General features: G+C 72.3%; 15 protein-coding genes and 1 rRNA gene. 11 read left to right on the plus strand and 5 right to left on the minus strand.

Annotated elements, in window-relative coordinates; translation table 11 throughout:
• Positions 1-35: 35 nt before the first annotated feature.
• Entirely contained in the window at positions 36-1,160 is a 1,125-nt protein-coding gene (disA, locus tag TU30_RS26095) for a DNA integrity scanning diadenylate cyclase DisA (RefSeq protein WP_042174314.1), read from the minus strand.
• 142 nt (positions 1,161-1,302) lie between these two features.
• Positions 1,303-2,712: a DNA repair protein RadA gene (radA, locus tag TU30_RS26100; protein ID WP_042174316.1), complete on the minus strand. Its 1,410-nt coding sequence runs from the start codon at positions 2,710-2,712 to the stop codon at positions 1,303-1,305.
• Between the two features lie 220 nt (positions 2,713-2,932).
• Here radA and TU30_RS26105 point away from each other — a divergent pair, with 220 nt between their 5' ends.
• Positions 2,933-4,813: a hypothetical protein gene (locus tag TU30_RS26105; RefSeq protein ID WP_078878519.1), complete on the plus strand. Its 1,881-nt coding sequence runs from the start codon at positions 2,933-2,935 to the stop codon at positions 4,811-4,813.
• Positions 4,814-4,871: 58 nt separating this feature from the next.
• Here the strand turns inward: TU30_RS26105 and TU30_RS26110 are convergent, their stop codons facing one another.
• Positions 4,872-5,717 (minus strand): hypothetical protein, encoded by an 846-nt coding sequence (locus TU30_RS26110; protein ID WP_042174317.1) that lies wholly within the window; start codon positions 5,715-5,717, stop codon positions 4,872-4,874.
• Positions 5,718-5,812: 95 nt separating this feature from the next.
• Here TU30_RS26110 and TU30_RS26115 point away from each other — a divergent pair, with 95 nt between their 5' ends.
• From TU30_RS26115 to ilvD, 4 genes are all read left to right on the plus strand, one after another.
• Positions 5,813-6,745, plus strand: coding sequence for a Ppx/GppA phosphatase family protein (locus TU30_RS26115; protein WP_042174319.1), 933 nt, complete (start codon positions 5,813-5,815; stop codon positions 6,743-6,745).
• 345 nt (positions 6,746-7,090) lie between these two features.
• Positions 7,091-7,924, plus strand: coding sequence for a sugar phosphate isomerase/epimerase (locus tag TU30_RS26120; protein ID WP_042174321.1), 834 nt, complete (start codon positions 7,091-7,093; stop codon positions 7,922-7,924).
• Entirely contained in the window at positions 7,921-8,607 is a 687-nt protein-coding gene (locus TU30_RS26125; RefSeq protein WP_078878520.1) for a TetR/AcrR family transcriptional regulator, read from the plus strand. Before TU30_RS26120 ends, TU30_RS26125 begins: the two co-directional genes overlap by 4 nt.
• A 170-nt stretch (positions 8,608-8,777) precedes the next feature.
• Positions 8,778-10,631, plus strand: coding sequence for a dihydroxy-acid dehydratase (gene ilvD, locus TU30_RS26130; RefSeq protein WP_042174324.1), 1,854 nt, complete (start codon positions 8,778-8,780; stop codon positions 10,629-10,631).
• A gap of 67 nt (positions 10,632-10,698) precedes the next feature.
• Here the strand turns inward: ilvD and TU30_RS26135 are convergent, their stop codons facing one another.
• On the minus strand, positions 10,699-12,945 hold the full coding sequence (locus TU30_RS26135; RefSeq protein ID WP_042174326.1) for a serine/threonine-protein kinase: 2,247 nt from the start codon (positions 12,943-12,945) through the stop codon (positions 10,699-10,701).
• Between the two features lie 183 nt (positions 12,946-13,128).
• Between TU30_RS26135 and TU30_RS26140 the strand changes: the two genes are divergently transcribed.
• The 5 genes from TU30_RS26140 (at position 13,129) to proC (ending at position 16,808) form a co-directional block, all read left to right on the plus strand.
• Positions 13,129-13,452: an SH3 domain-containing protein gene (locus TU30_RS26140; RefSeq protein WP_042174328.1), complete on the plus strand. Its 324-nt coding sequence runs from the start codon at positions 13,129-13,131 to the stop codon at positions 13,450-13,452.
• A 63-nt stretch (positions 13,453-13,515) separates the two neighbouring features.
• Positions 13,516-14,028, plus strand: a complete 513-nt coding sequence (locus TU30_RS26145; protein WP_042174330.1) for a hypothetical protein — start codon at positions 13,516-13,518, stop codon at positions 14,026-14,028.
• Positions 14,029-14,213: 185 nt separating this feature from the next.
• Positions 14,214-15,071: an ABC transporter ATP-binding protein gene (locus tag TU30_RS26150; protein ID WP_042174332.1), complete on the plus strand. Its 858-nt coding sequence runs from the start codon at positions 14,214-14,216 to the stop codon at positions 15,069-15,071.
• Complete coding sequence (locus tag TU30_RS26155; protein WP_042174334.1) at positions 15,068-15,865, plus strand: ABC transporter permease; 798 nt, start codon at positions 15,068-15,070, stop codon at positions 15,863-15,865. Before TU30_RS26150 ends, TU30_RS26155 begins: the two co-directional genes overlap by 4 nt.
• Before the next feature lie 130 nt (positions 15,866-15,995).
• Entirely contained in the window at positions 15,996-16,808 is an 813-nt protein-coding gene (gene proC / locus TU30_RS26160) for a pyrroline-5-carboxylate reductase (RefSeq protein WP_042174336.1), read from the plus strand.
• Positions 16,809-17,023: 215 nt separating this feature from the next.
• Here proC and trpS read toward each other — a convergent pair whose 3' ends face one another.
• Positions 17,024-18,028 carry a tryptophan--tRNA ligase gene (gene trpS, locus TU30_RS26165; protein ID WP_042174338.1) on the minus strand — a complete coding sequence of 335 codons (1,005 nt, stop codon included), beginning with the start codon at positions 18,026-18,028 and terminating at the stop codon, positions 17,024-17,026.
• Between the two features lie 876 nt (positions 18,029-18,904).
• Between trpS and TU30_RS26170 the strand changes: the two genes are divergently transcribed.
• Positions 18,905-19,258 (plus strand): 16S ribosomal RNA (locus TU30_RS26170); the annotation flags it as partial.

Below are 19,258 nucleotides of genomic sequence, written 5' to 3' on the forward strand. Positions count from 1 at the left end.
CCGGGCGCCGCCGCCGCTTCCGCCCCCCCCAGGCCCTAGACGTACCGTTCCAGGATCGAGCTCTCCGCGAGCCGCGACAGGCCCTCCCGGACGCTGCGGGCGCGGGCCTCGCCGACGCCGTCCACCGCCTGGAGGTCGTCCACGCTGGCGGCCAGCAGCTTCTGCAGACCGCCGAAGTGCTCCACCAGGCGGTCGATGATCGCGCCGGGCAGCCTCGGCACCTTGGCGAGGAGCCGGAAACCGCGCGGGGACACGGCCGAGTCCAGGGTCTCGGGGGAGCCGGTGTAGCCCAGGGCCCGGGCGACCGTGGGCAGGTCCAGCAGTTCCGCCTGGGGGAGGCCGTTCAGGTCGTGCAGGGCCTGGTCGACCGTGCGGGCGCGCTTGGCGGTGGGCTCGGGCACGTAGTCCCGCACGACCAGCTCGCGCTCCGGCTCCACCCCCGCGATCAACTCGTCCAGCTGAAGGGAGAGGAGGCGGCCGTCGGTGCCCAGTTCCACCACGTACTCGGCGATTTCGGTGGCGATGCGGCGCACCATCTCCAGCCGCTGTGCGACCGCCGAGACGTCCCGCACGGTCACCAGGTCCTCGATCTCCAGTGCCGACAGCGTGCCGGCGACCTCGTCGAGTCGGAGCTTGTAGCGCTCCAGCGTCGCGAGTGCCTGGTTGGCGCGGGACAGGATCGCCGCCGAGTCCTCCAGGACGCGGCGGTGGCCGTCGACGTAGAGCGCGATCAGGCGCATCGACTGGGAGACCGAGACGACCGGAAAGCCGACCTGCCTGGAGACCCGGTCGGCGGTACGGTGCCGCGTGCCCGTCTCCTCGGTCGGGATCGTCGGGTCCGGCACCAGCTGGACGCCCGCCCGCAGGATCTTCGACAGGTCGGACGACAGGACTATGCCGCCGTCGAGCTTGCACAGCTCGCGCAGCCGGGTCGCGGTGAACTCGACGTCCAGGACGAAACCGCCGCTGCACAGTGTCTCGACGATCTTGTCGGAACCGAGCACGATGAGGCCGCCGGTGTTGCCCCTGAGGACCCGCTCCAGGCCGTCACGCAGGGCGGTACCGGGTGCCACGGCGCTCAGGGAGGCGCGCATCAGGCGATCGGAGCCGGTACTCCCGCCGGACTTTCCGGGAGTTGCTGCCCGGTCGTTGGCTGCCACTGCACTCCTCCGGTCGCGGTGTCTGGGGCGCCCCTGTCCGGGGTCTCCCGCTTGGATCATGCCCCGCTCCCTGTCCGGCCTGGTCCGAACGGGAGACCCCCGCGCACTCGGTTCGTACGGACGGGCGAGACCAGGGCAAAGTCTACCGGCGGTCCTCCTCGTCCCGTGGGGCGTCCCGGCGACGCGAGCGCGGAAGGACGCGCAGAGCATCCCCTATGTCCGCGACTTCCAGAACCTTCATGCCTGACGGGATCTTGCCCGGATCGCCCGGCACGAGCGCGTGCGTGAAGCCCAGACGGTGTGCTTCGGAGAGCCTGCGCTGCACCCCCGTCACCCGCCTGACCTCGCCCGCGAGACCGACCTCGCCGATCGCGACCAGGTTCCTGGGCAACGGGGTGTCGCTCGCCGCCGACGCCAGGGCCAGCGCGATCGCCAGATCCGCCGCCGGCTCGGAGAGCCGCACCCCGCCGACCGTCGCGGAGTAGATGTCCCGCTTGCCCAAGGCGCTGATACGGCCGCGCTGTTCCAGCACGGCGAGCATCATCGAGACGCGCGAGGTCTCCAGCCCGGACGTGGTGCGGCGGGGGGAGGGGATCTGCGAGTCGACGGTGAGCGCCTGCACTTCCGCGACCAGGGGGCGGCGGCCCTCCAGCGTCACCGTCAGACAGGTGCCCGGCACCGGCTCCGCGCGGCGGGTCAGGAACAGCCCGCTGGGGTCGGCCAGGCCCGTGATGCCCTCGTCGTGCAGTTCGAAGCAGCCCACCTCGTCGGTGGTGCCGTAGCGGTTCTTGACGCCTCGGACCAGACGCAGACGCGCGTGCCGGTCGCCCTCGAAGTGCAGGACGACGTCCACCAGGTGCTCCAGCAGGCGCGGGCCCGCGATCGCGCCGTCCTTGGTGACGTGGCCCACCAGCAGCGTGGACATCCCGCGCTCCTTCGAGGCGCGGATCAGCGCGCCCGCCACCTCCCGCACCTGGGCCATGCCGCCCGGCGCGCCGTCGAGTTCCGGGGAGGCGACCGTCTGCACCGAGTCGAGGATCAGCAGGGACGGCTTCACCGCGTCCAGATGGCCGAGGACGGCGGACAGATCCGTCTCGGCGGCGAGATACAGGTGGTCGTCGATGGCGTGGATCCGGTCGGCGCGCAGCCGGACCTGGCTCGCCGACTCCTCGCCCGTGACATAGAGCGTGCGGTGCTCGTCGCTCGCCGACTTGGCGGCGACGTCCAGCAGGAGCGTGGACTTGCCGACACCCGGCTCGCCCGCGACGAGCACCACCGCGCCGGGGACCAGCCCGCCGCCGAGCACCCGGTCCAGCTCGGGGACGCCGGTGGAACGGGCCGTGGCCTGCCGGCCGTCGATCTGGCCGATGGGCACGGCGGAGGTGGTGACCCGCCCCGGCGCCGTCGTACGGACCGCGGGCACGCCGTACTCCTCGACCGTCCCCCAGGCCTGGCACTCGGGGCAGCGGCCGAGCCACTTCGCCGTCTGCCAGCCGCACTCGGTGCAGCGGTAGGACGGTCGGTCCTTGGTGGTCTTGGAACGGGCAGCCATGGTCAAAACCGTAGCGCCCGGCACTGACAGTCCGGCGCCCGGAGTCCGGTGACCGGCGCGGTGACCGGCCCGGTCGCCGCGCCCGGGACCGGTCCGATCGCCCCGCCCCGCCCGTGGAACGAAGGGTTTCCGTCCTCGATTGAGGGATCGTTTCACCCGTACGGATTAAAAGTGCGCAGGGCTCCGGAAGGGGCCGCCCCCGGCCGCCTACGGTCGCCGAATGACGAGCAGTGGCCCGGAGATCCCGACCCGCACGACCGGCGCACACCGGACGCACCGGGAGGTGCGCGACCGCGGGGCCGCGCGCGCGCTGGCACACCGGCCGTCCACCTGCCACGAACCGTATCTGGACGGCCTGTTCACCTACTGCCTGTCGGTGCTGTGCGACCACGACGCGGCGACCGCCGCCCTGGCCGACGCCCTCACGCTCGCGGAGCGCCGCGGCCGGCACGTCCCGGAGGCGCCCGGGGACCGCAGGGCGTGGCTGTACGCGCTGGCCCGCTGGGCCTGCCTGCGCAAGCTGGCCGAGGCCCGGCAGAGACGTCAGGCCACCCCCGTGGTGGGCCGGACCGGCCGGCGGCGGGCGGCGCGAACCGCGGCCGCCCCTGTCGTCTCCGAGGAGGTGCGGGAGCAGCGCCGCCGTGAACTGTCCCTGCTCGCCTGGCCGGAGGCCGCGGGCACCACGCCGGAGCAGCGCGAGGCGCTCGAACTCGCCGTCCGGCACCACCTCGGGGCCCACGAGGTCGCCGCCGTGCTCGGCATGCCACCGGGCGCAGCCCGCGAACTCCTCGCCTCCGCCGCCTGCGAGGTCGAGCGCACCCGCGCGGCGCTCACCGTCGTCGAGACCGGCGCCTGCCGGGGAGTGGCACATCTCACCGGCGACAGCCGGCTCGTACTCAGCAGCGCACTGCGCCGCGAACTCGTCCGGCACGTCGACGACTGCCCGCACTGCCGCCGCACCGCAGGCCGCGCCATCCCCGGCCGCTGGCCCGGCAACTGCGTCACCCCCGACGCCCTGCCCGTCCTTCCGGCCCCCGAAGCGGCCCTGCGCACCGCCCTCGCGCACCATCCGCGCGCGCGGCGCGGCGCGCCGCGCTTCGACCGGCGCGGCTTCCCGATGGACCCCAAGGACCGCGTCGCCCGCCGGGACCGGCTGCGCGCGCGTGCGGTCACCACGACCGTCGTCGCCACCGTCGTCGCCGCGCCTGTGCTCGCGCTGTACGCCGCCTACCGGAGCACCCCTGTCGGCGAGGCCCGGGACGGCCGGTCGGCCTCCGCGCGGGAGGACGACTCGCCCGTCCGCCTCGACGGCCCGGGCGGCTACGAGAACACCGGCATCGCCGGCACGCGGCCCGGGGGCCCCTTCGGCAGGGACGGCAAGAGCGGCGAGAGCGGCGAGAGCGGCGAGAGCGGCAGGGCGGACGTGTCCGTGGAGGTCGTCGGGGTCACCGGCGTCGGCCACAGGGGTGCCTCCGTGCTGGCCGTCACCGCCGGTCACGGCGGCGACACGACACTGATCACGCTCACCGCGGGCGCCGCGCCGGTCCGCTGGTCCGCGTCGACGGGGGTGCCCTGGCTCTACCTGAACCGGTCGTCGGGAACGCTCCGGGCGGGGCAGTCACTGACGGTCAGGGTGCACGTCGACCGGTTGCGCGAGCCGTCCGGCCGCTGGAGCGCGCGGGTGGCGTTCTCGCCCACCGGCGCCGTGGTGACCATCGACGGCCACGGCGGCGCCCCCGGCCCGTCCTTCCCGGACTCCCCGCTCCCCGGTCACTCCGAAGGCCCCGGCAGTCCCGGCAGTCCGGGAAGCCCGGGAACGGTGCACCCAGGTCCCCCGGGCAGCCCGAGCCCGGGCCCCGGAGACTCGGGTGGCCCTGTGCCGTCGTCCCCGGCTCCGACGCCCGCGGCACCGCCCCCGTCGGAGCCCGCCCCGGGCGACCCGCCCCCGTCGCCCGGCCCGGCGCCGGCGGAACCGGTGCCCGGAGTCCCGGCAGTCCCCGCCTACCCGGCGCACTCGACGCACCCGCCCACCGGGGACGAGAGGGACGACGCCGGTGGTGACAGGGACGGCGGCGACGGTCCGAGTCCGTCCGCGTCGTGACCGGCGTGGCCTTCACGCCCGTGACCGGCGATCCGTGTCCCGCGCGTCGGCGGGTGGATCAGGCGGGATCCGCCGGATGCGGTGCCAGCAGCGGGAGCTGCGAGGCCAGCCGCTCCTCGCACAGCTCGGCCAGCCGGTCGTAACCGGCCTTGCCCATCAGCTCGGTCAGCTCCGCCCGGTAGGACACGTACACGGGGTCGCCCGCACCGTGCGCCGAGGTCGCCGACGTGCACCACCAGTGCAGGTCGTGGCCGCCCGGGCCCCAGCCCCGGCGGTCGTACTCGCCGATCGACACCTGCAGTACGCGCGTGTCGTCGGGCCGGTCGATCCAGTCGTAGGTCCGCCGGACGGGCAGCTGCCAGCACACGTCCGGCTTGGTCTCCAGCGGCTCGCGGCCCTCCCGTACGGCGAGGATGTGCAGCGAACAGCCCATGCCGCCGGCGAAGCCCGGCCGGTTCTGGAAGATGCACGATCCCTCGAAGGGGCGCGTCTGGCGGTCGCCGTCCTCGTCCTCGAAGACCCAGCCGCCCCGGGTGCCCTCGGCGTGGTGCTGCCAGATGTCAGGCGTCAGCCTCGCCACATGCGCCGCGACCCGCTTCTCGTCGTCCTCGTCCGAGAAATGCGCCCCCAGGGTGCAGCATCCGTCGTCCGCACGACCCGCCTGGATGCCCTGGCAACCGCTGCCGAAGACACAGTTCCAGCGAGAGGTCAGCCACGTCAGATCGCAGCGGAACACCTGCTCCTCGTCCGCCGGATCGGGGAACTCCACCCACGCCCGGGCGAAGTCGAGACCCTTCTCGTCGTTCGGCGGCACCCCCGACGGGCCGCCGACCGATGGGACGGTCTTGGCCCGTTCGGTCTTCTTGTCCGTTTTCCCGGCCTTCGCCTTTTTCGTCTTTGGCACCTGTCCAGGGTAAGTCGCCCGGATCGCTGTCCCGTACCGGACGAAGTGCCCCGGAGCGGGGTTCCGGCCGTGCGACGGGCAGTAGCGTTCCGCACATGAGACTCGGTGTCCTCGACGTGGGTTCGAACACGGTGCATCTGCTGGTGGTGGACGCGCACCCCGGTGCGTGTCCACTGCCCGCGCACTCCCACAAGGCGGAGCTGCGCCTCGCCCAGCTGCTGGACGCCGACGGCGCGATCGGCCCCGGTGGTCTGGACCGGGTGGTCCGGGTCATCCACGACGCGCTCCGGGCCGCCGAGGACAAGGGCGTCGAGGAACTGCTGCCGTTCGCGACCTCGGCGGTGCGCGACGCCCGCAACGCCGGTGAGGTCCTGGAACGCGTGCGGAGGGAGACCGGAGTCGAGCTCCAGGTCCTCACCGGCCCGGAGGAGGCCCGGCTGACCTTCCTCGCCGCCCGCCGCTGGTTCGGCTGGTCGGCGGGAAAGCTGCTGGTCATCGACATCGGCGGTGGCTCACTGGAGATCGCCTTCGGTATGGACGAGGAACCCGACGCCGCGGTGTCGCTGCCGCTGGGCGCCGGCCGTCTCACGGGCACCCGGCTGCCCGGCGACCCGCCGGCGCCGGACGACGTCCGGGCGCTGCGCCGGCACGTCCGCACGGAGATCGCCCGTACGGTCGGCGAGTTCAGCCGCCTCGGCCCGCCGGACCACGTGGTGGCCACCTCCAAGACCTTCAAGCAGCTCGCCCGCATCGCGGGAGCCGCCCGCTCCGCCGAGGGCCCGTACGTCCCGCGCGAGCTGAAGCGCCAGTCACTGGAGGGGTGGGTGTCGAGGCTGTCCGCGATGACCACCGCCGAGCGCGCCGAGCTGCCGGGTGTCTCCGAGGCGCGCGCGGGCCAGCTGGTCGCCGGGGCGCTGGTCGCGGAGGCCGCGATGGACCTGTTCGGGGTGGAGTCCGTGGAGGTCTGCCCCTGGGCGCTGCGCGAGGGCGTCATCCTGCGCCGCCTGGACCACATGGGGCCCGCGTAGGGGCCATTCCGTGCGAGGGGGCGGCGTACCGGCGCGAGGTGAACACCCACCGCGCGGGGCCGGCGGGCCGGAGCCTTCGCCGGTGGCAGGTGGGCCGGGCCGTGCGCCGGTGGGCCGTGCGGTGGTGTGCGCCGGTGGGTCGGGTGGTGGGTCGGGCCGTGCGGCGGTTCGGGCCGTGCGGCGGTGGGCTCGATCACACGGCGGCCGTCCGGGCCCGCGGGTCCGTCGGACGGCCGAAGCGCCCCGTGCCCTGCGGACACGTGGCCGCGGCCACGCCGTACGGACCCCGGCCGAGGCCCGCCGTCCACGTCCCACCCGTCGAACACACCCCGTACGCTGTCCCTCGTGGCAGATCCAGCGGTGCGCATCCCGGATGCGAAGGTCGCTCTGTCGACGGCCTCCGTCTATCCGGAGTCGACGGCGACGGCCTTCGAGATCGCCGCACGCCTCGGGTACGACGGTGTCGAGGTCATGGTGTGGACCGATCCGGTCAGCCAGGACATCGAGGCGCTGCGCCGGCTCAGCGACTACCACCGCATTCCCGTCCTCGCCGTGCACGCCCCCTGCCTGCTCATCACACAGCGCGTGTGGTCCACCGACCCCTGGACCAAGCTCCAGCGGGCCCGTTCCGCCGCCGAGAGGCTCGGCGCCGCCACGGTCGTCGTCCATCCGCCGTTCCGCTGGCAGCGCCAGTACGCCCGTGACTTCGTCGACGGAATCTGGCGGATGGCGGACGAGACGGACGTGCGGTTCGCCGTCGAGAACATGTACCCGTGGCGCTACCGCGACCGCGAGATGCTCGCCTACGCCCCCGGCTGGGACGTCACCAAGGACGACTACCGCCACTTCACGATGGATCTCAGCCACGCCTCGACATCCCGCACCGACACCCTCGGGATGCTCGACCGCATGGGCGACCGCCTCGGTCACCTCCACCTCGCCGACGGCCGGGGCTCGGCCAAGGACGAGCATCTCGTGCCCGGCCGCGGCGACCAGCCCTGCGCCGAGGTGCTGGAGCGCCTCGCCCTCGGCGGCTTCGACGGACACGTCGTCATCGAGGTCAACACCCGCCGCGCCATGTCCGGCGCCGAGCGCGAGGCCGACCTGGCGGAGGCGCTGGCGTTCACCCGTCTGCACCTGGCGTCGGCGGCCTCGGCGCTGCGGACGCCGCGCCGATGACCGGCGTCGGGGTGCCCGGCGGCCCGGAGGTGTCTCCCGGCGGCCCGGACGCGCCAGGCCCTGCCCCGTCCCCCGGCCGCAACGGCACCGCCCCCCGGCGCCGCGGCCGGCCCCCGCGCACGGAGTCGGCCGGCACCCGCGACCGCATCCTGGACGCGGCCCGCGAGGAGTTCTCCGAACGGGGGTACGACAAGACATCCGTACGGGGCATCGCCAAGTCGGCCGGGGTCGACTCCGCGCTCGTGCACCACTACTTCGGCACCAAGGAGCAGGTGTTCGAGGCTGCCGTCGAGGTCGCCTTCGCCCCGGCGCTCGAGGGCCGCCAGGCGGTCCTCGACGCTCCGTTGGAGGAGGTCGGGGAGCGGATGACCCGGATGATCCTCGGGCTGTGGGAGAACCCGGTGACCCGGGCCCCGCTGCTCGCGATCATCCGGTCCGCCGTGAACAACGAGACCGCCGCCGGTGTCTTCCGTCGCCTGGTCGCCGGCCAGCTGCTGCGCCGTATCGCGGGGCAGCTGGACCTGCCGGACGCGGAGCTGAGGGCCGAGCTCGCCGCCGCCCAGCTGGTCGGGATCGCGATGATCCGGTACGTGATGAAGGTGGAACCGCTGGCCTCGGCCGACCCCGAGCAGATCATCGGACGGGTGGCGCCGGTGGTCCAGGGCCACCTCACCGGCCGCTGACGCACCGTGCCCCACCCCCGTACCGCAGTCCTCGCGTCCCCCCTCGCACTGAGATACGTATCCCGCATGACGGACACCCCGTCCCGCCCAGTGGATGACGGGCGTACGCTCGACGACAGCCAGAAGTCCCTGACACGGCACCCCGAGAAGGTCTGAAGGAGCGAGCGACGATGCCCGAGCTGAGGTCCCGCACAGTCACCCACGGCCGCAACATGGCGGGCGCGCGCGCCCTGATGCGCGCCTCCGGTGTACCGGGTGCGGACATCGGCCGGAAGCCGATCATCGCCGTCGCCAACAGCTTCACGGAGTTCGTCCCCGGCCACACCCACCTCGCGCCGGTCGGCCGGATCGTCAGCGAGGCGGTCGTCGCGGCCGGCGGCATCCCGCGCGAGTTCAACACGATCGCCGTCGACGACGGCATCGCGATGGGCCACGGCGGCATGCTGTACTCCCTGCCCTCCCGCGACCTGATCGCGGACAGCGTGGAGTACATGGTCGAGGCCCACCGCGCGGACGCCCTGATCTGCATCTCCAACTGCGACAAGATCACCCCGGGCATGCTCAACGCCGCCCTGCGGCTGAACATCCCGACGGTCTTCGTCTCCGGCGGCCCGATGGAGGCCGGCCGGGCGACACTGGTCGACGGCACGGTCCGCACGCTGGACCTGATCGACGCGATGGTGGACGCCGCCAACGACAAGATCTCCGACGCCGACGTCCTGCGCATCGAGGAGAACGCCTGTCCGACCTGCGGCTCCTGCTCCGGCATGTTCACCGCCAACTCGATGAACTGCCTCACCGAGGCCATCGGCCTGTCCCTCCCGGGCAACGGCTCGGTCCTCGCCACCCACACGGCCCGCAAGGCGCTCTACGAGAACGCCGCCCGCACGGTCATGGACATCACCCGCCGCTACTACGAGCAGGACGACGACACGGTCCTGCCCCGCAGCGTCGCCACCGTCGCCGCGTTCGAGAACGCGATGGCGCTGGACATCGCCATGGGCGGTTCCACCAACACGATCCTGCACCTGCTGGCCGCCGCCCAGGAGGCGGAGGTGCCCTTCGGCCTGACCGAGATCGACGCCCTCTCGCGCCGCGTCCCCTGCCTCGCGAAGGTCGCGCCGAACGTCGCCAAGAGCCGTACGTACTACATGGAGGACGTGCACCGCGCGGGCGGCATCCCCGCCCTGCTCGGCGAACTGCACCGCGCGGGTCTGCTGCAGGAGGACGTGCACTCCGTCCACAGCCCCACCCTGGCCGACTGGCTGAAGACCTGGGACATCCGCGGCGGCTCCCCGTCCCCCCAGGCCGTGGAGATGTGGCACGCAGCCCCCGGCTGCGTGCGCTCCGCCGAGGCGTTCTCCCAGTCCGAGCGCTGGGACACCCTCGACGAGGACGCCGAGGGCGGCTGCATCCGCTCCGCCGAGCACGCGTACTCCGAGGACGGCGGGCTGGCCGTGCTGCGCGGCAACCTCGCCGTGGACGGCTGCGTGGTCAAGACGGCCGGCGTCGACGAGTCGATCTGGACCTTCGAGGGCCCGGCGGTCGTCTGCGAGTCCCAGGACGAGGCCGTCGAGAAGATCCTCACCAAGCAGGTCAAGGAGGGCGACGTCGTCGTCATCCGCTACGAGGGCCCCAAGGGCGGCCCCGGTATGCAGGAGATGCTCTACCCGACGTCCTACCTGAAGAGCCGCGGTCTCGGAAAGGCCTGCGCCCTGATCACCGACGGCCGGTTCTCCGGTGGCACGTCCGGCCTCTCCATCGGCCACGCCTCCCCGGAGGCGGCCTCGGGCGGCACCATCGCCCTGGTCGAGGACGGGGACCGCGTCCGCATCGACATCCCGAACCGCTCGATCGAGCTGCTGGTCGACGACGCCGAGCTGGCCCGCCGCGAGCAGGCCCTGGACGGCGCCTACGCCCCGAAGAACCGTGAGCGCAAGGTCTCGGCGGCGCTGAAGGCGTACGCGGCGATGGCCACCAGCGCCGACAAGGGCGCGGTGCGGGACGTGTCGAAGCTGGGCTGAACCACCCGGTTCCCCCAGGGCCCACGGAACCATGGTGTTCCGTGGGCCCCGCCGTGTTCCGTGGGTCCTACCAGTCCACCGGGTCGCCGGCGTCCACGGCGAAGACCGTGCCGTCGGGGGCGGTGGCGTGGACGTGGCCGTCGGCGATCACCGGTTCCGGCAGAGTGGCGGCCACGCGGTCGGGGTGGTCGCCCATCCGGGGCGCCGTCTGTCCGGCCAGCCGTCCCTCGCGCGCGTCCACGGCGAGCAGCCGGCCGTCCGGCGCCGTGAAGTAGACGTGCCGTCCGTCCGCGACCGGCGCGGACCCGCGGGCGACACCCGTCTCCAGGCTCCACCGCTGCCGCAGCGCGGCCATGTCGACGGCCACCAGCCTGCCGCCGGTCCCCGTCAGGTGGGCGACGTCCCCGTGCACCGTGCCGTGCCCCTGGGCCAGCGGTACGGGCAGCGTCACCCGGCGCGTCTGTCCGCTGCCCGGTGTGTAACGGACCAGGGCCCGGGTCTCGCCGAGGACCGGGTCGTCGGAGGTGAGGACGACCGCCTCACCCGTGATGCCGACCGGCGTCAGCATCCCCTCCAGCCGGGCGTCCCAGCGCACCGCACCGGACCGCGGATCGACCGCCGTGACCCGCGTGCTGGAACCGTCGTCCGACGTGCTCGCCACGTAGGCCAGCGGATCCCCCGCGAACGTGCGGAAGTACGGGGCGCCGTGCCCCGGCACCCGCCCGGTCCACAGCGCGTCGCCCGAGGCGCTGTCCATGCCGGTGACCGTGCCGTCGGCGCCGGTGAGCAGCAGCATGTCCCCGGCGCCGGTCAGGCCGTTGTACTCGGCGGTGTCCTGCCGCCACCGGGGCTTCCCCGAGGCCGGGTCGAGTGCCTCCGGGCCGCTGCCCGGCTCCAGGGCGGGCTGCACGAGCCCGCCCGACACGACCGGCGGCCCGCTCACCGACGTCCGCGCGGTGGTATGCCGCCACAGCAGGCGGCCGTCGTCGGGGTCGAGGGCGAACACCGACCCCGCCTGGGCACACACCAGCCGTTCGGCCCCGTACGAGCACTGCGGGCTGCCCGGCCTGCCCGACGGCGCCGTCTCCCATGCCCGGAACGAGTCCGGTGTGGTCCGTGCGCCGGCGGTTCTCTGCCGGGCCGGGGGCTCGTCGCCGAGCAACTGGACGGAGAAGAGCGTGCCGAACACGGCGAGGGCGAGTGCCCCGCCCCCGACCAGAGCCCGCTTGCTGAGGGGCGGCCGCGCGGAACGCCGGGCCGCCGACGGGCTGCCGCGGCGGCCGGGACCGGGGCCGGGTGCGGCGGCGGGCACGGCGCCGGGGTCGGGGTCGGCCCTGCTTCCGTTCCCGTCCTCCGCGTCCTCCCCGTCCTCCGCGTCGGGCACCTCCCGGCGGTCGGCCACGGCGCCCGCCGGGTCCGCTTCCGGGTCCGTCCGCTGCGCCGGTATGAAGGCTTGGGCGGTCATGAAGGCCTGGGTGTCGTACGAGGCCGCGACGGACCGCAACTCCCGCATCAACGCGTCGGGGGAGGGCCGGTCCTCGGGTTCCTTGGCCAGGCAGCGCAGCACCAGGGGGGCGAGCCCGTCCGGCACGCCGGTCAGATCGGGATCGTCGTGCACGACCTGGCAGGCGACGACGTACGGGCTGTCGGAGTCGAAGGGCCCGCGCCCGGTGGCGGCGTGAACCAGGAGCGAGCCGAGCGCGAAGATGTCGGCGGGGGGCCCCACTTCACGGGGACGCCGGAACTGCTCGGGCGCCATGAAGGGCGGAGTGCCGATCAGTTTCCCGGTCTCGGTCCGCAGTTCACTGTCCTTCGGCCGGGATATGCCGAAATCTATGACCTTCGGCCCGTCCTCGGCGAGCAGTACGTTGCTGGGTTTCAGATCGCGGTGCACGACCCCGACCCGGTGGATGTCCCGCAGTCCCTCCGCGAGTCCGGCCATCAGCCTGCGCAACTGCGGTGGGGGCATGGGCCCGTTCCGCTTCACATGCTGGGCGAGCGTCGGACCGGGGATGAACAGCGTGGCCGTCCAGGGCCGTTCGGCCTCCGGGTCGGCGTCGACGACCGGCGCGGTGAAGGCGCCGCTCACCCGCCGGGCCGCCGCGACCTCCTGCCGGAAACGTCCCCTGAACTCGCGGTCCCGCGCGAACTCGGCGTGCACGACCTTCACCGCGAGCTTCAGCCCGGACGTACTCCGGGCCAGATGCACCACGCCCATTCCGCCGGAGCCGAGGCACGACTCGAGACGGTAGTGACCGGCGTACTCGGGAAGTTCCGCTTCCGCGCCCGCTCCGACGTTCCGCTGTGGCGCCATGGGACCACCCCCGTGCTGTTCGTCCGCGTGTGCGCCGCACAGACCCTAGTCGATGAGACGTACGGGGCCGAGGCGGCAGGCCAGGACGGGCGTTCAGAAAACGTACATGTGTGCGTGGTGGGCTTTCGGGGTATCAACGGGGCCCCATGGCAGGCATGGGGCGCACAACGGGGGAGGATTTCCATGACAGTCGACCATGTCGACCATGTCGGAGAAGCAGGGAACACCGAAGCGGCGGAGTCGGCCGCGGCGGCGGCCGTGCAGTACTACCCGGTCGCGCCGGGCTACCGGCTCAACGTCCGCAGCGGCCCGGGCACGAACTATGCCATCGTCCGCACCCTGCCCGTGGGCGCGCAGGTGCCGATCTTCTGCCAGAGTCCGGGCACGACCGTCACCGGCCCTTACGGCACGTCGAACATCTGGTGCAACATCGGCAGCGGCCAGTACGTCTCGGACGCCTACGTGAAGACCGGCAGCGACGGCTACGTGGCCCCGCGCTGCGGCTGATCCCGCCTGATCCCACCTGATCCTGCCCGGAGCCCGTGCGGGTGCCGGAGCCATAATCGGAGCGTGAGCGCAGAGAACGGCACCCCGGACCACCCCGCGGGCTCCTCGGGAACCCCCGTCGGCCCCCGCCCCGAGCCCATCCGCTTCTTCGGGACGACCTGGGTCGACCACGACAACGGCTACCCGGCCCGCCGCATCGGCGTCTCCGTCGGTTCGCTCGCCGCCGCGGGCGCCGCCTGCCTCGTTCTGCGCATCGCCTACCAGGGCCTCCGGATCGCCGAGGTCGGCGGTTTCGTCACCCTTCTCGTGGTCGTGATGTTCACGGTCTGCAGCGCCCTCGCGTTCGGGCACACCTGGGAGGCGTTCAAGCGGCGCCCCGACCCGGACCGCCTGCGGTCCCTCCGTGGCCTGCTCACCATCGGCTTCGTCGGCTCCCTCCTCGCCTACTTCTTCCGCTCCCTCGCCGAGGCTCCCGGCGAGAGGCTGCACCGCGAGGAGTACGAGACGGCCCGCACCCAGTACGAGAACCGGACGTCCCGCCGCTCCGGCAACCCCCGGAAGCGCCGCCGCCCGTAACCGCGCGTCGGCGGGGCGGGCCGCACAGGTCGCCGCTCCCGGTGCGCTCCACGCCGCCCGCCTCCACCACCTTCTCGCCACCACGCGGCACCGCCACGCGCCCGCCGCCGCCGTGCCCGCGGGTCCCTTCGGCATGTCCACCGGCCCGCTTGACGTGTCCTGCCTCCGAGAGCATTATTCATCATGTGATGAATTACTCCCCCGGTCCCCCGTACCCGGGCGCGGGCGACGGCGCCGACGTGCACGGTCCCGCCGTCCGAGCCCAGGACCTCACCGTCGTCCGAGGCCCCCGCACCGTCCTGCGCGGCCTCGACTTCACCGTCCCCCGCGGGCAGGTCACCGGCCTCCTCGGCCCCTCCGGCTGCGGCAAGTCGACCCTGATGCGGGCCATCGTCGGCACCCAGGCCAAGGTCACCGGCACACTGGACGTGCTCGGCCTCCCCGCGGGCCACCCCACCCTGCGCACCCGCGTCGGCTACGTCACCCAGGCCCCCTCGGTCTACGACGACCTGACGGTCCGGCAGAACCTCGACTACTTCGCCTCGATCCTCGACCCCGGCCTCCCCCACGCCCGCATCCGCTCGCGCGGGCGGACCTCCAACGCCGCAGACCGCCGCCGGGACAACGTCACCCGGGTCATCGCCGACGTCGACCTCACCACCCACGCCGACGCCCTCGCCGGCACCCTCTCCGGCGGCCAGCGCAGCCGCGTCTCCCTCGCCGTCGCCCTCCTCGGCACCCCCGAGCTCCTGGTCCTCGACGAACCCACGGTCGGTCTCGACCCCGTCCTGCGCCGGGACCTCTGGCAGCTCTTCCACGCCCTCGCCGCCGAACGGGACGCCGGCCTGCTGATCTCCTCCCACGTCATGGACGAGGCCGAGCGCTGCGACCGCCTCCTGCTCATGCGCGCGGGCGAGATCCTCGCCGACGACACCCCCGACGCCCTGCGCACCGGCACCGGATCCGACACCGTCGAAGCGGCCTTCCTGCACCTGGTGGACGCGGCCGTCGCGGCAAGCAGCACAAAGGAGACCTCGCGATGAGCACCCCCCGTACGACGACGCTCCCCCCCACCGCGCCGCCTGCCGCGACGAGCGCCCTGAACGCCTCGCGCACCCTCTCCACCGCCGCCCGGGTCCTGCGCCAGCTCCGCCACGACCCGCGCACGATCGCGCTGATGCTGCTCGTCCCCTGCCTGATGCTGCTCCTGCTCCGCTACGTCTTCGACGGCAGCCCGCGCACCTTCGACACCATCGGCGCCTCGCTCCTCGGGATCTTCCCGCTGATCACGATGTTCCTGGTCACCTCGATCGCCACCCTGCGCGAGCGCACCTCCGGCACCCTCGAACGCCTCCTCTCCATGCCACTCGGCAAGGGCGACCTGATCGCCGGCTACGCCCTCGCCTTCGGCGCGATCGCGATCGTCCAGTCCGCCCTGGCCACCGCGCTGGCGGTCTGGGTCCTGGGACTCGACGTCCTCGGCAGCCCGTGGCTGCTGCTCCTGGTGGCCCTGCTCGACGCCCTCCTCGGCACAGCCCTCGGCCTCTTCGTCTCGGCCTTCGCGGCCTCGGAATTCCAGGCGGTGCAGTTCATGCCGGCAGTGATCTTCCCTCAGCTCCTGCTGTGCGGACTGTTCACCGCACGTGAGAACATGCACCCCGTCCTGGAGGCCATCTCCGACGTCCTGCCCATGTCCTACGCCGTCGACGGCATGAACGAGGTCCTCCGGCACACGGACATGACCACCGCCTTCGTACGCGACATCCTGATCGTCGCCGGCTGCGCCCTGCTGGTGCTCGGCCTCGGCGCGGCAACCCTCCGCCGCAGGACGGTCTGACGCGCCCCGGGCACCCACGTCCGCGCACCGTCCGCCCACCGGACACCGCCCCGCACCCGCGCCCCCCGAGTGCGAGGATGACCGGGACGACGCACCAGGACGACGCGCACCCCGGAGGTCATCCCCCGCCATGGCTCAGAAAGTCGCAGTCCTCGGCACCGGCAAGATCGGTGAAGCCCTGCTCAGCGGAATGATCCGCGCCGGCTGGGCCCCCGCCGACCTCCTGGTCACCACCCGCCGCCAGGAGCGGGCCGACGAACTCCGCGCCCGCCACGGAGTCACTCCGGTCTCCAACCCCGAAGCCGCCAAGACCGCCGACACCCTGATCCTCACGGTCAAACCGCAGGACATGGGCACCCTCCTCGACGAGCTGGCCCCGCACGTCCCCGCCGACCGCCTGGTCATCAGCGGCGCCGCCGGTATCCCCACCTCCTTCTACGAGGACCGCCTCGCCGCCGGCACCCCGGTCGTCCGCGTCATGACGAACACCCCCGCCCTGGTCGACGAGGCCATGTCGGTCATCTCCGCCGGCAGCCACGCCACCCCGGAACACCTCGCCCACGCCGAGGAGATCTTCGGCTCCGTCGGCAAGACGCTCCGCGTCCCGGAGTCGCAACAGGATGCCTGCACCGCCCTGTCCGGCTCCGGCCCGGCGTACTTCTACTACCTGGTCGAGGCCATGACGGATGCCGGCATCCTGCTCGGCCTGCCCCGCGACAAGGCCCACGACCTGATCGTCCAGTCCGCGATCGGCGCCGCGACCATGCTCCGCGACAGCGGCGAGCACCCCGTACGGCTCCGCGAGAACGTCACGTCCCCCGCCGGCACCACCATCAATGCCATCCGCGAACTCGAGAACCACGGGGTACGGGCCGCCCTCATCGCCGCCCTCGAAGCCGCCCGCGACCGCAGCCGCGAACTGGCCTCCGGCACCAAGGACTGAGGTCCCGGGTCCCGGAACCGGAACCCGGGACCTCCCGGGGTGGTCGCGCCGTCCCCGGAACCCGAGGTCCTCGAAACCCTGCTGCACGTCGACGACCACCAGGGCCAGCGTTCTCCGCACCGTCCATGACCCGACCGTGTCGCCTTCCGCACCCCGCCTCCCAGAGGTGCGGATGCCATTCACCGACGGCTTACTGCCGAGCGAGGCGGCCCGCGCTACCCCTCAGCCGCCGGGAGCAGACCGATGGCCCGATAAGCGGCATCCACGATCGGCCGTGCCCTGCCGCGAGCCCTTTCCGCGCCGTCCCGCAGCACCCCCTCCACATAACCGGGATCCGCGCACAGTTCCCTGTGCTTCTCCCGCAACGGCCTCAGCACCTCGACCACGGCCTCCGCGGTGTCCTTCTTCAACGTCCCGTACGACTCGTACGCACCGCCGAGCGTCTCCGGGTCGCCACCCGAGCACGCCGCGAGGATCTCCAGCAGATTCGCCACCCCGGGCCGCGCCCCGCGGTCGTACACGACGTCGGTACCGCTGTCGGTCACGGCCCGCATGACCTTCTTGCGCACCACGTCCGGCTCGTCCAGCAGATAGACGATCCCCGGCCCGACATCGTCGCTCTTCCCCATCTTCGACAGGGGGTCCTGCAGATTCATCACCCGTGCGGCCACCGCCGGATGCGTGGCCCGGGGCACGGTGAAGGTGTGCCCGTACCGCTGGTTGAACCGCACGGCCAGATCCCTCGTGAGTTCCACGTGCGGCGCCTGGTCGTCCCCCACCGGCACCTCGTCCGTCCCGTACGCCAGGATGTCCGCCGCCATCAGCACGGGATACGTCAGCAGCGACAGCCGCACACTGCCGCCCCGCCGCCGTTCCAGCGCGGCCTTCTCCTTGTACTGGATCATCCGCCGCATCTCGCCGTCGGTCGCCACGCACTCCAGTAGGTACGACAGACGGGCGTGCTCGTCGACATGGCTCTGCACGAACACGGTGCACAGTTCCGGATCCACCCCGGTGGCCAGCAGCAGTGTCGCCGCCTGCCGGCTCAGTCTGCGCACCCGTGCCGGATCGTGGTCCACGGTCAGCGCGTGCAGGTCGACGACGCAGAACAACGCGTCCGCCCGGTGCTGGTCGACCGCGGCCCACCGCCGCATGGCCCCCAGGTAGTTCCCCAGCGTCAGATGCCCGGTCGGTTTGATCCCACTGAAAACCCGTGTCATCGCTTCCTGTCTCCGTCTCCTGGTCGGGACCGCCGCCCCGGCCGGCCGCCCCGGAGTCCTGAGGGCCGGAGCCCTGGAGAGAGAAACGAAAACGGCCACCGAGGCGGCGGCCGTTGAGCGCATACGTACGACGGCCGCTGTCAGGCGGCCCACCAGGACTGGCTGTACGCAGGCGTCGTCATGCGGGCCAGGCTACGCCCTGGAGACGGGGGCCGGGTGGTGATTGAGGGAGCGAGTTGACACGTCCTGCCGCGATCTGTACTGTTCTCCGAGTTGTCCGACGTGAGCACCGACTCCGGTCGGCCCCGGACAGCCATTCCGCAAGTACCGCACCTGATCGACAGCAGTCCTCTGTCTGTCGTCGTCTCATCGGCATGTGTATTCGCGAAATGAGGAATCCGCGCTCGAAAGGGTGCAGGACCCCGATTAGCTCGGGAGCCGGGAATCCGCTAGAGTCTCACCTCGTCGGAACGGCCCAACAGCCGGAAAGACAAACCCCGCTGACCGGGGGTCAGATCGAAGGAAAAAGATCTGATAGAGTCGGAGCCGCCGGAAAGGGAAACGTGAAAGCGGAAACCCGGAAGGCGAAACCCCGGGGACATCGGATCGGAAAGATCTGATAGAGTCGGAAACGCAAGACCGAAGGGAAGCGCCCGGAGGAAAGCCCGAGAGGGTGAGTACGAAGGAAGCGTCCGTTCCTTGAGAACTCAACAGCGTGCCAAAAATCAACGCCAGATATGTTGATACCCCGTCTCCGGCCGTTCGGCCGGGACGAGGTTCCTTTGAAACAAACACAGCGAGGACGCTGTGAACGGCCGGGCCCATTCCGCCCGACCGTTCCGCTCTCGTGTGTGCTCTCCCGATCACGGGAAAACATTCACGGAGAGTTTGATCCTGGCTCAGGACGAACGCTGGCGGCGTGCTTAACACATGCAAGTCGAACGATGAACCACTTCGGTGGGGATTAGTGGCGAACGGGTGAGTAACACGTGGGCAATCTGCCCTTCACTCCGGGACAAGCCCTGGAAACGGGGTCTAATACCGGATAACACTTCCACTCGCATGGGTGGGGGTTAAAAGCTCCGGCGGTGAGGGATGAGCCCGCGGCCTATCAGCTTGTTGGTGAGGTAACGGCTCACCAAGGCGACGACGGGTAGCCGGCCTGAGAGGGCGACCGGCCACACTGGGACTGAGACACGGCCCAGACTCCTACGGGAGGCAGCAGTGGGG

Origin of the sequence: Streptomyces sp. NBRC 110035 (assembly GCF_000829695.1) — a bacterium.
GTDB lineage: Bacteria > Actinomycetota > Actinomycetes > Streptomycetales > Streptomycetaceae > Streptomyces.

Coding starts and splice junctions, on each gene's coding strand:
- radA (WP_042174316.1), bottom strand. CDS start 2,712: ATGGCTGCCCGTTCCAAGACCACCAAGGACCGACCGTCCTACCGCTGC.
- TU30_RS26105 (WP_078878519.1), top strand. CDS start 2,933: ATGACGAGCAGTGGCCCGGAGATCCCGACCCGCACGACCGGCGCACAC.
- TU30_RS26115 (WP_042174319.1), top strand. CDS start 5,813: ATGAGACTCGGTGTCCTCGACGTGGGTTCGAACACGGTGCATCTGCTG.
- TU30_RS26125 (WP_078878520.1), top strand. CDS start 7,921: ATGACCGGCGTCGGGGTGCCCGGCGGCCCGGAGGTGTCTCCCGGCGGC.
- ilvD (WP_042174324.1), top strand. CDS start 8,778: ATGCCCGAGCTGAGGTCCCGCACAGTCACCCACGGCCGCAACATGGCG.
- TU30_RS26135 (WP_042174326.1), bottom strand. CDS start 12,945: ATGGCGCCACAGCGGAACGTCGGAGCGGGCGCGGAAGCGGAACTTCCC.
- TU30_RS26140 (WP_042174328.1), top strand. CDS start 13,129: ATGACAGTCGACCATGTCGACCATGTCGGAGAAGCAGGGAACACCGAA.
- TU30_RS26155 (WP_042174334.1), top strand. CDS start 15,068: ATGAGCACCCCCCGTACGACGACGCTCCCCCCCACCGCGCCGCCTGCC.
- proC (WP_042174336.1), top strand. CDS start 15,996: ATGGCTCAGAAAGTCGCAGTCCTCGGCACCGGCAAGATCGGTGAAGCC.
- trpS (WP_042174338.1), bottom strand. CDS start 18,028: ATGACACGGGTTTTCAGTGGGATCAAACCGACCGGGCATCTGACGCTG.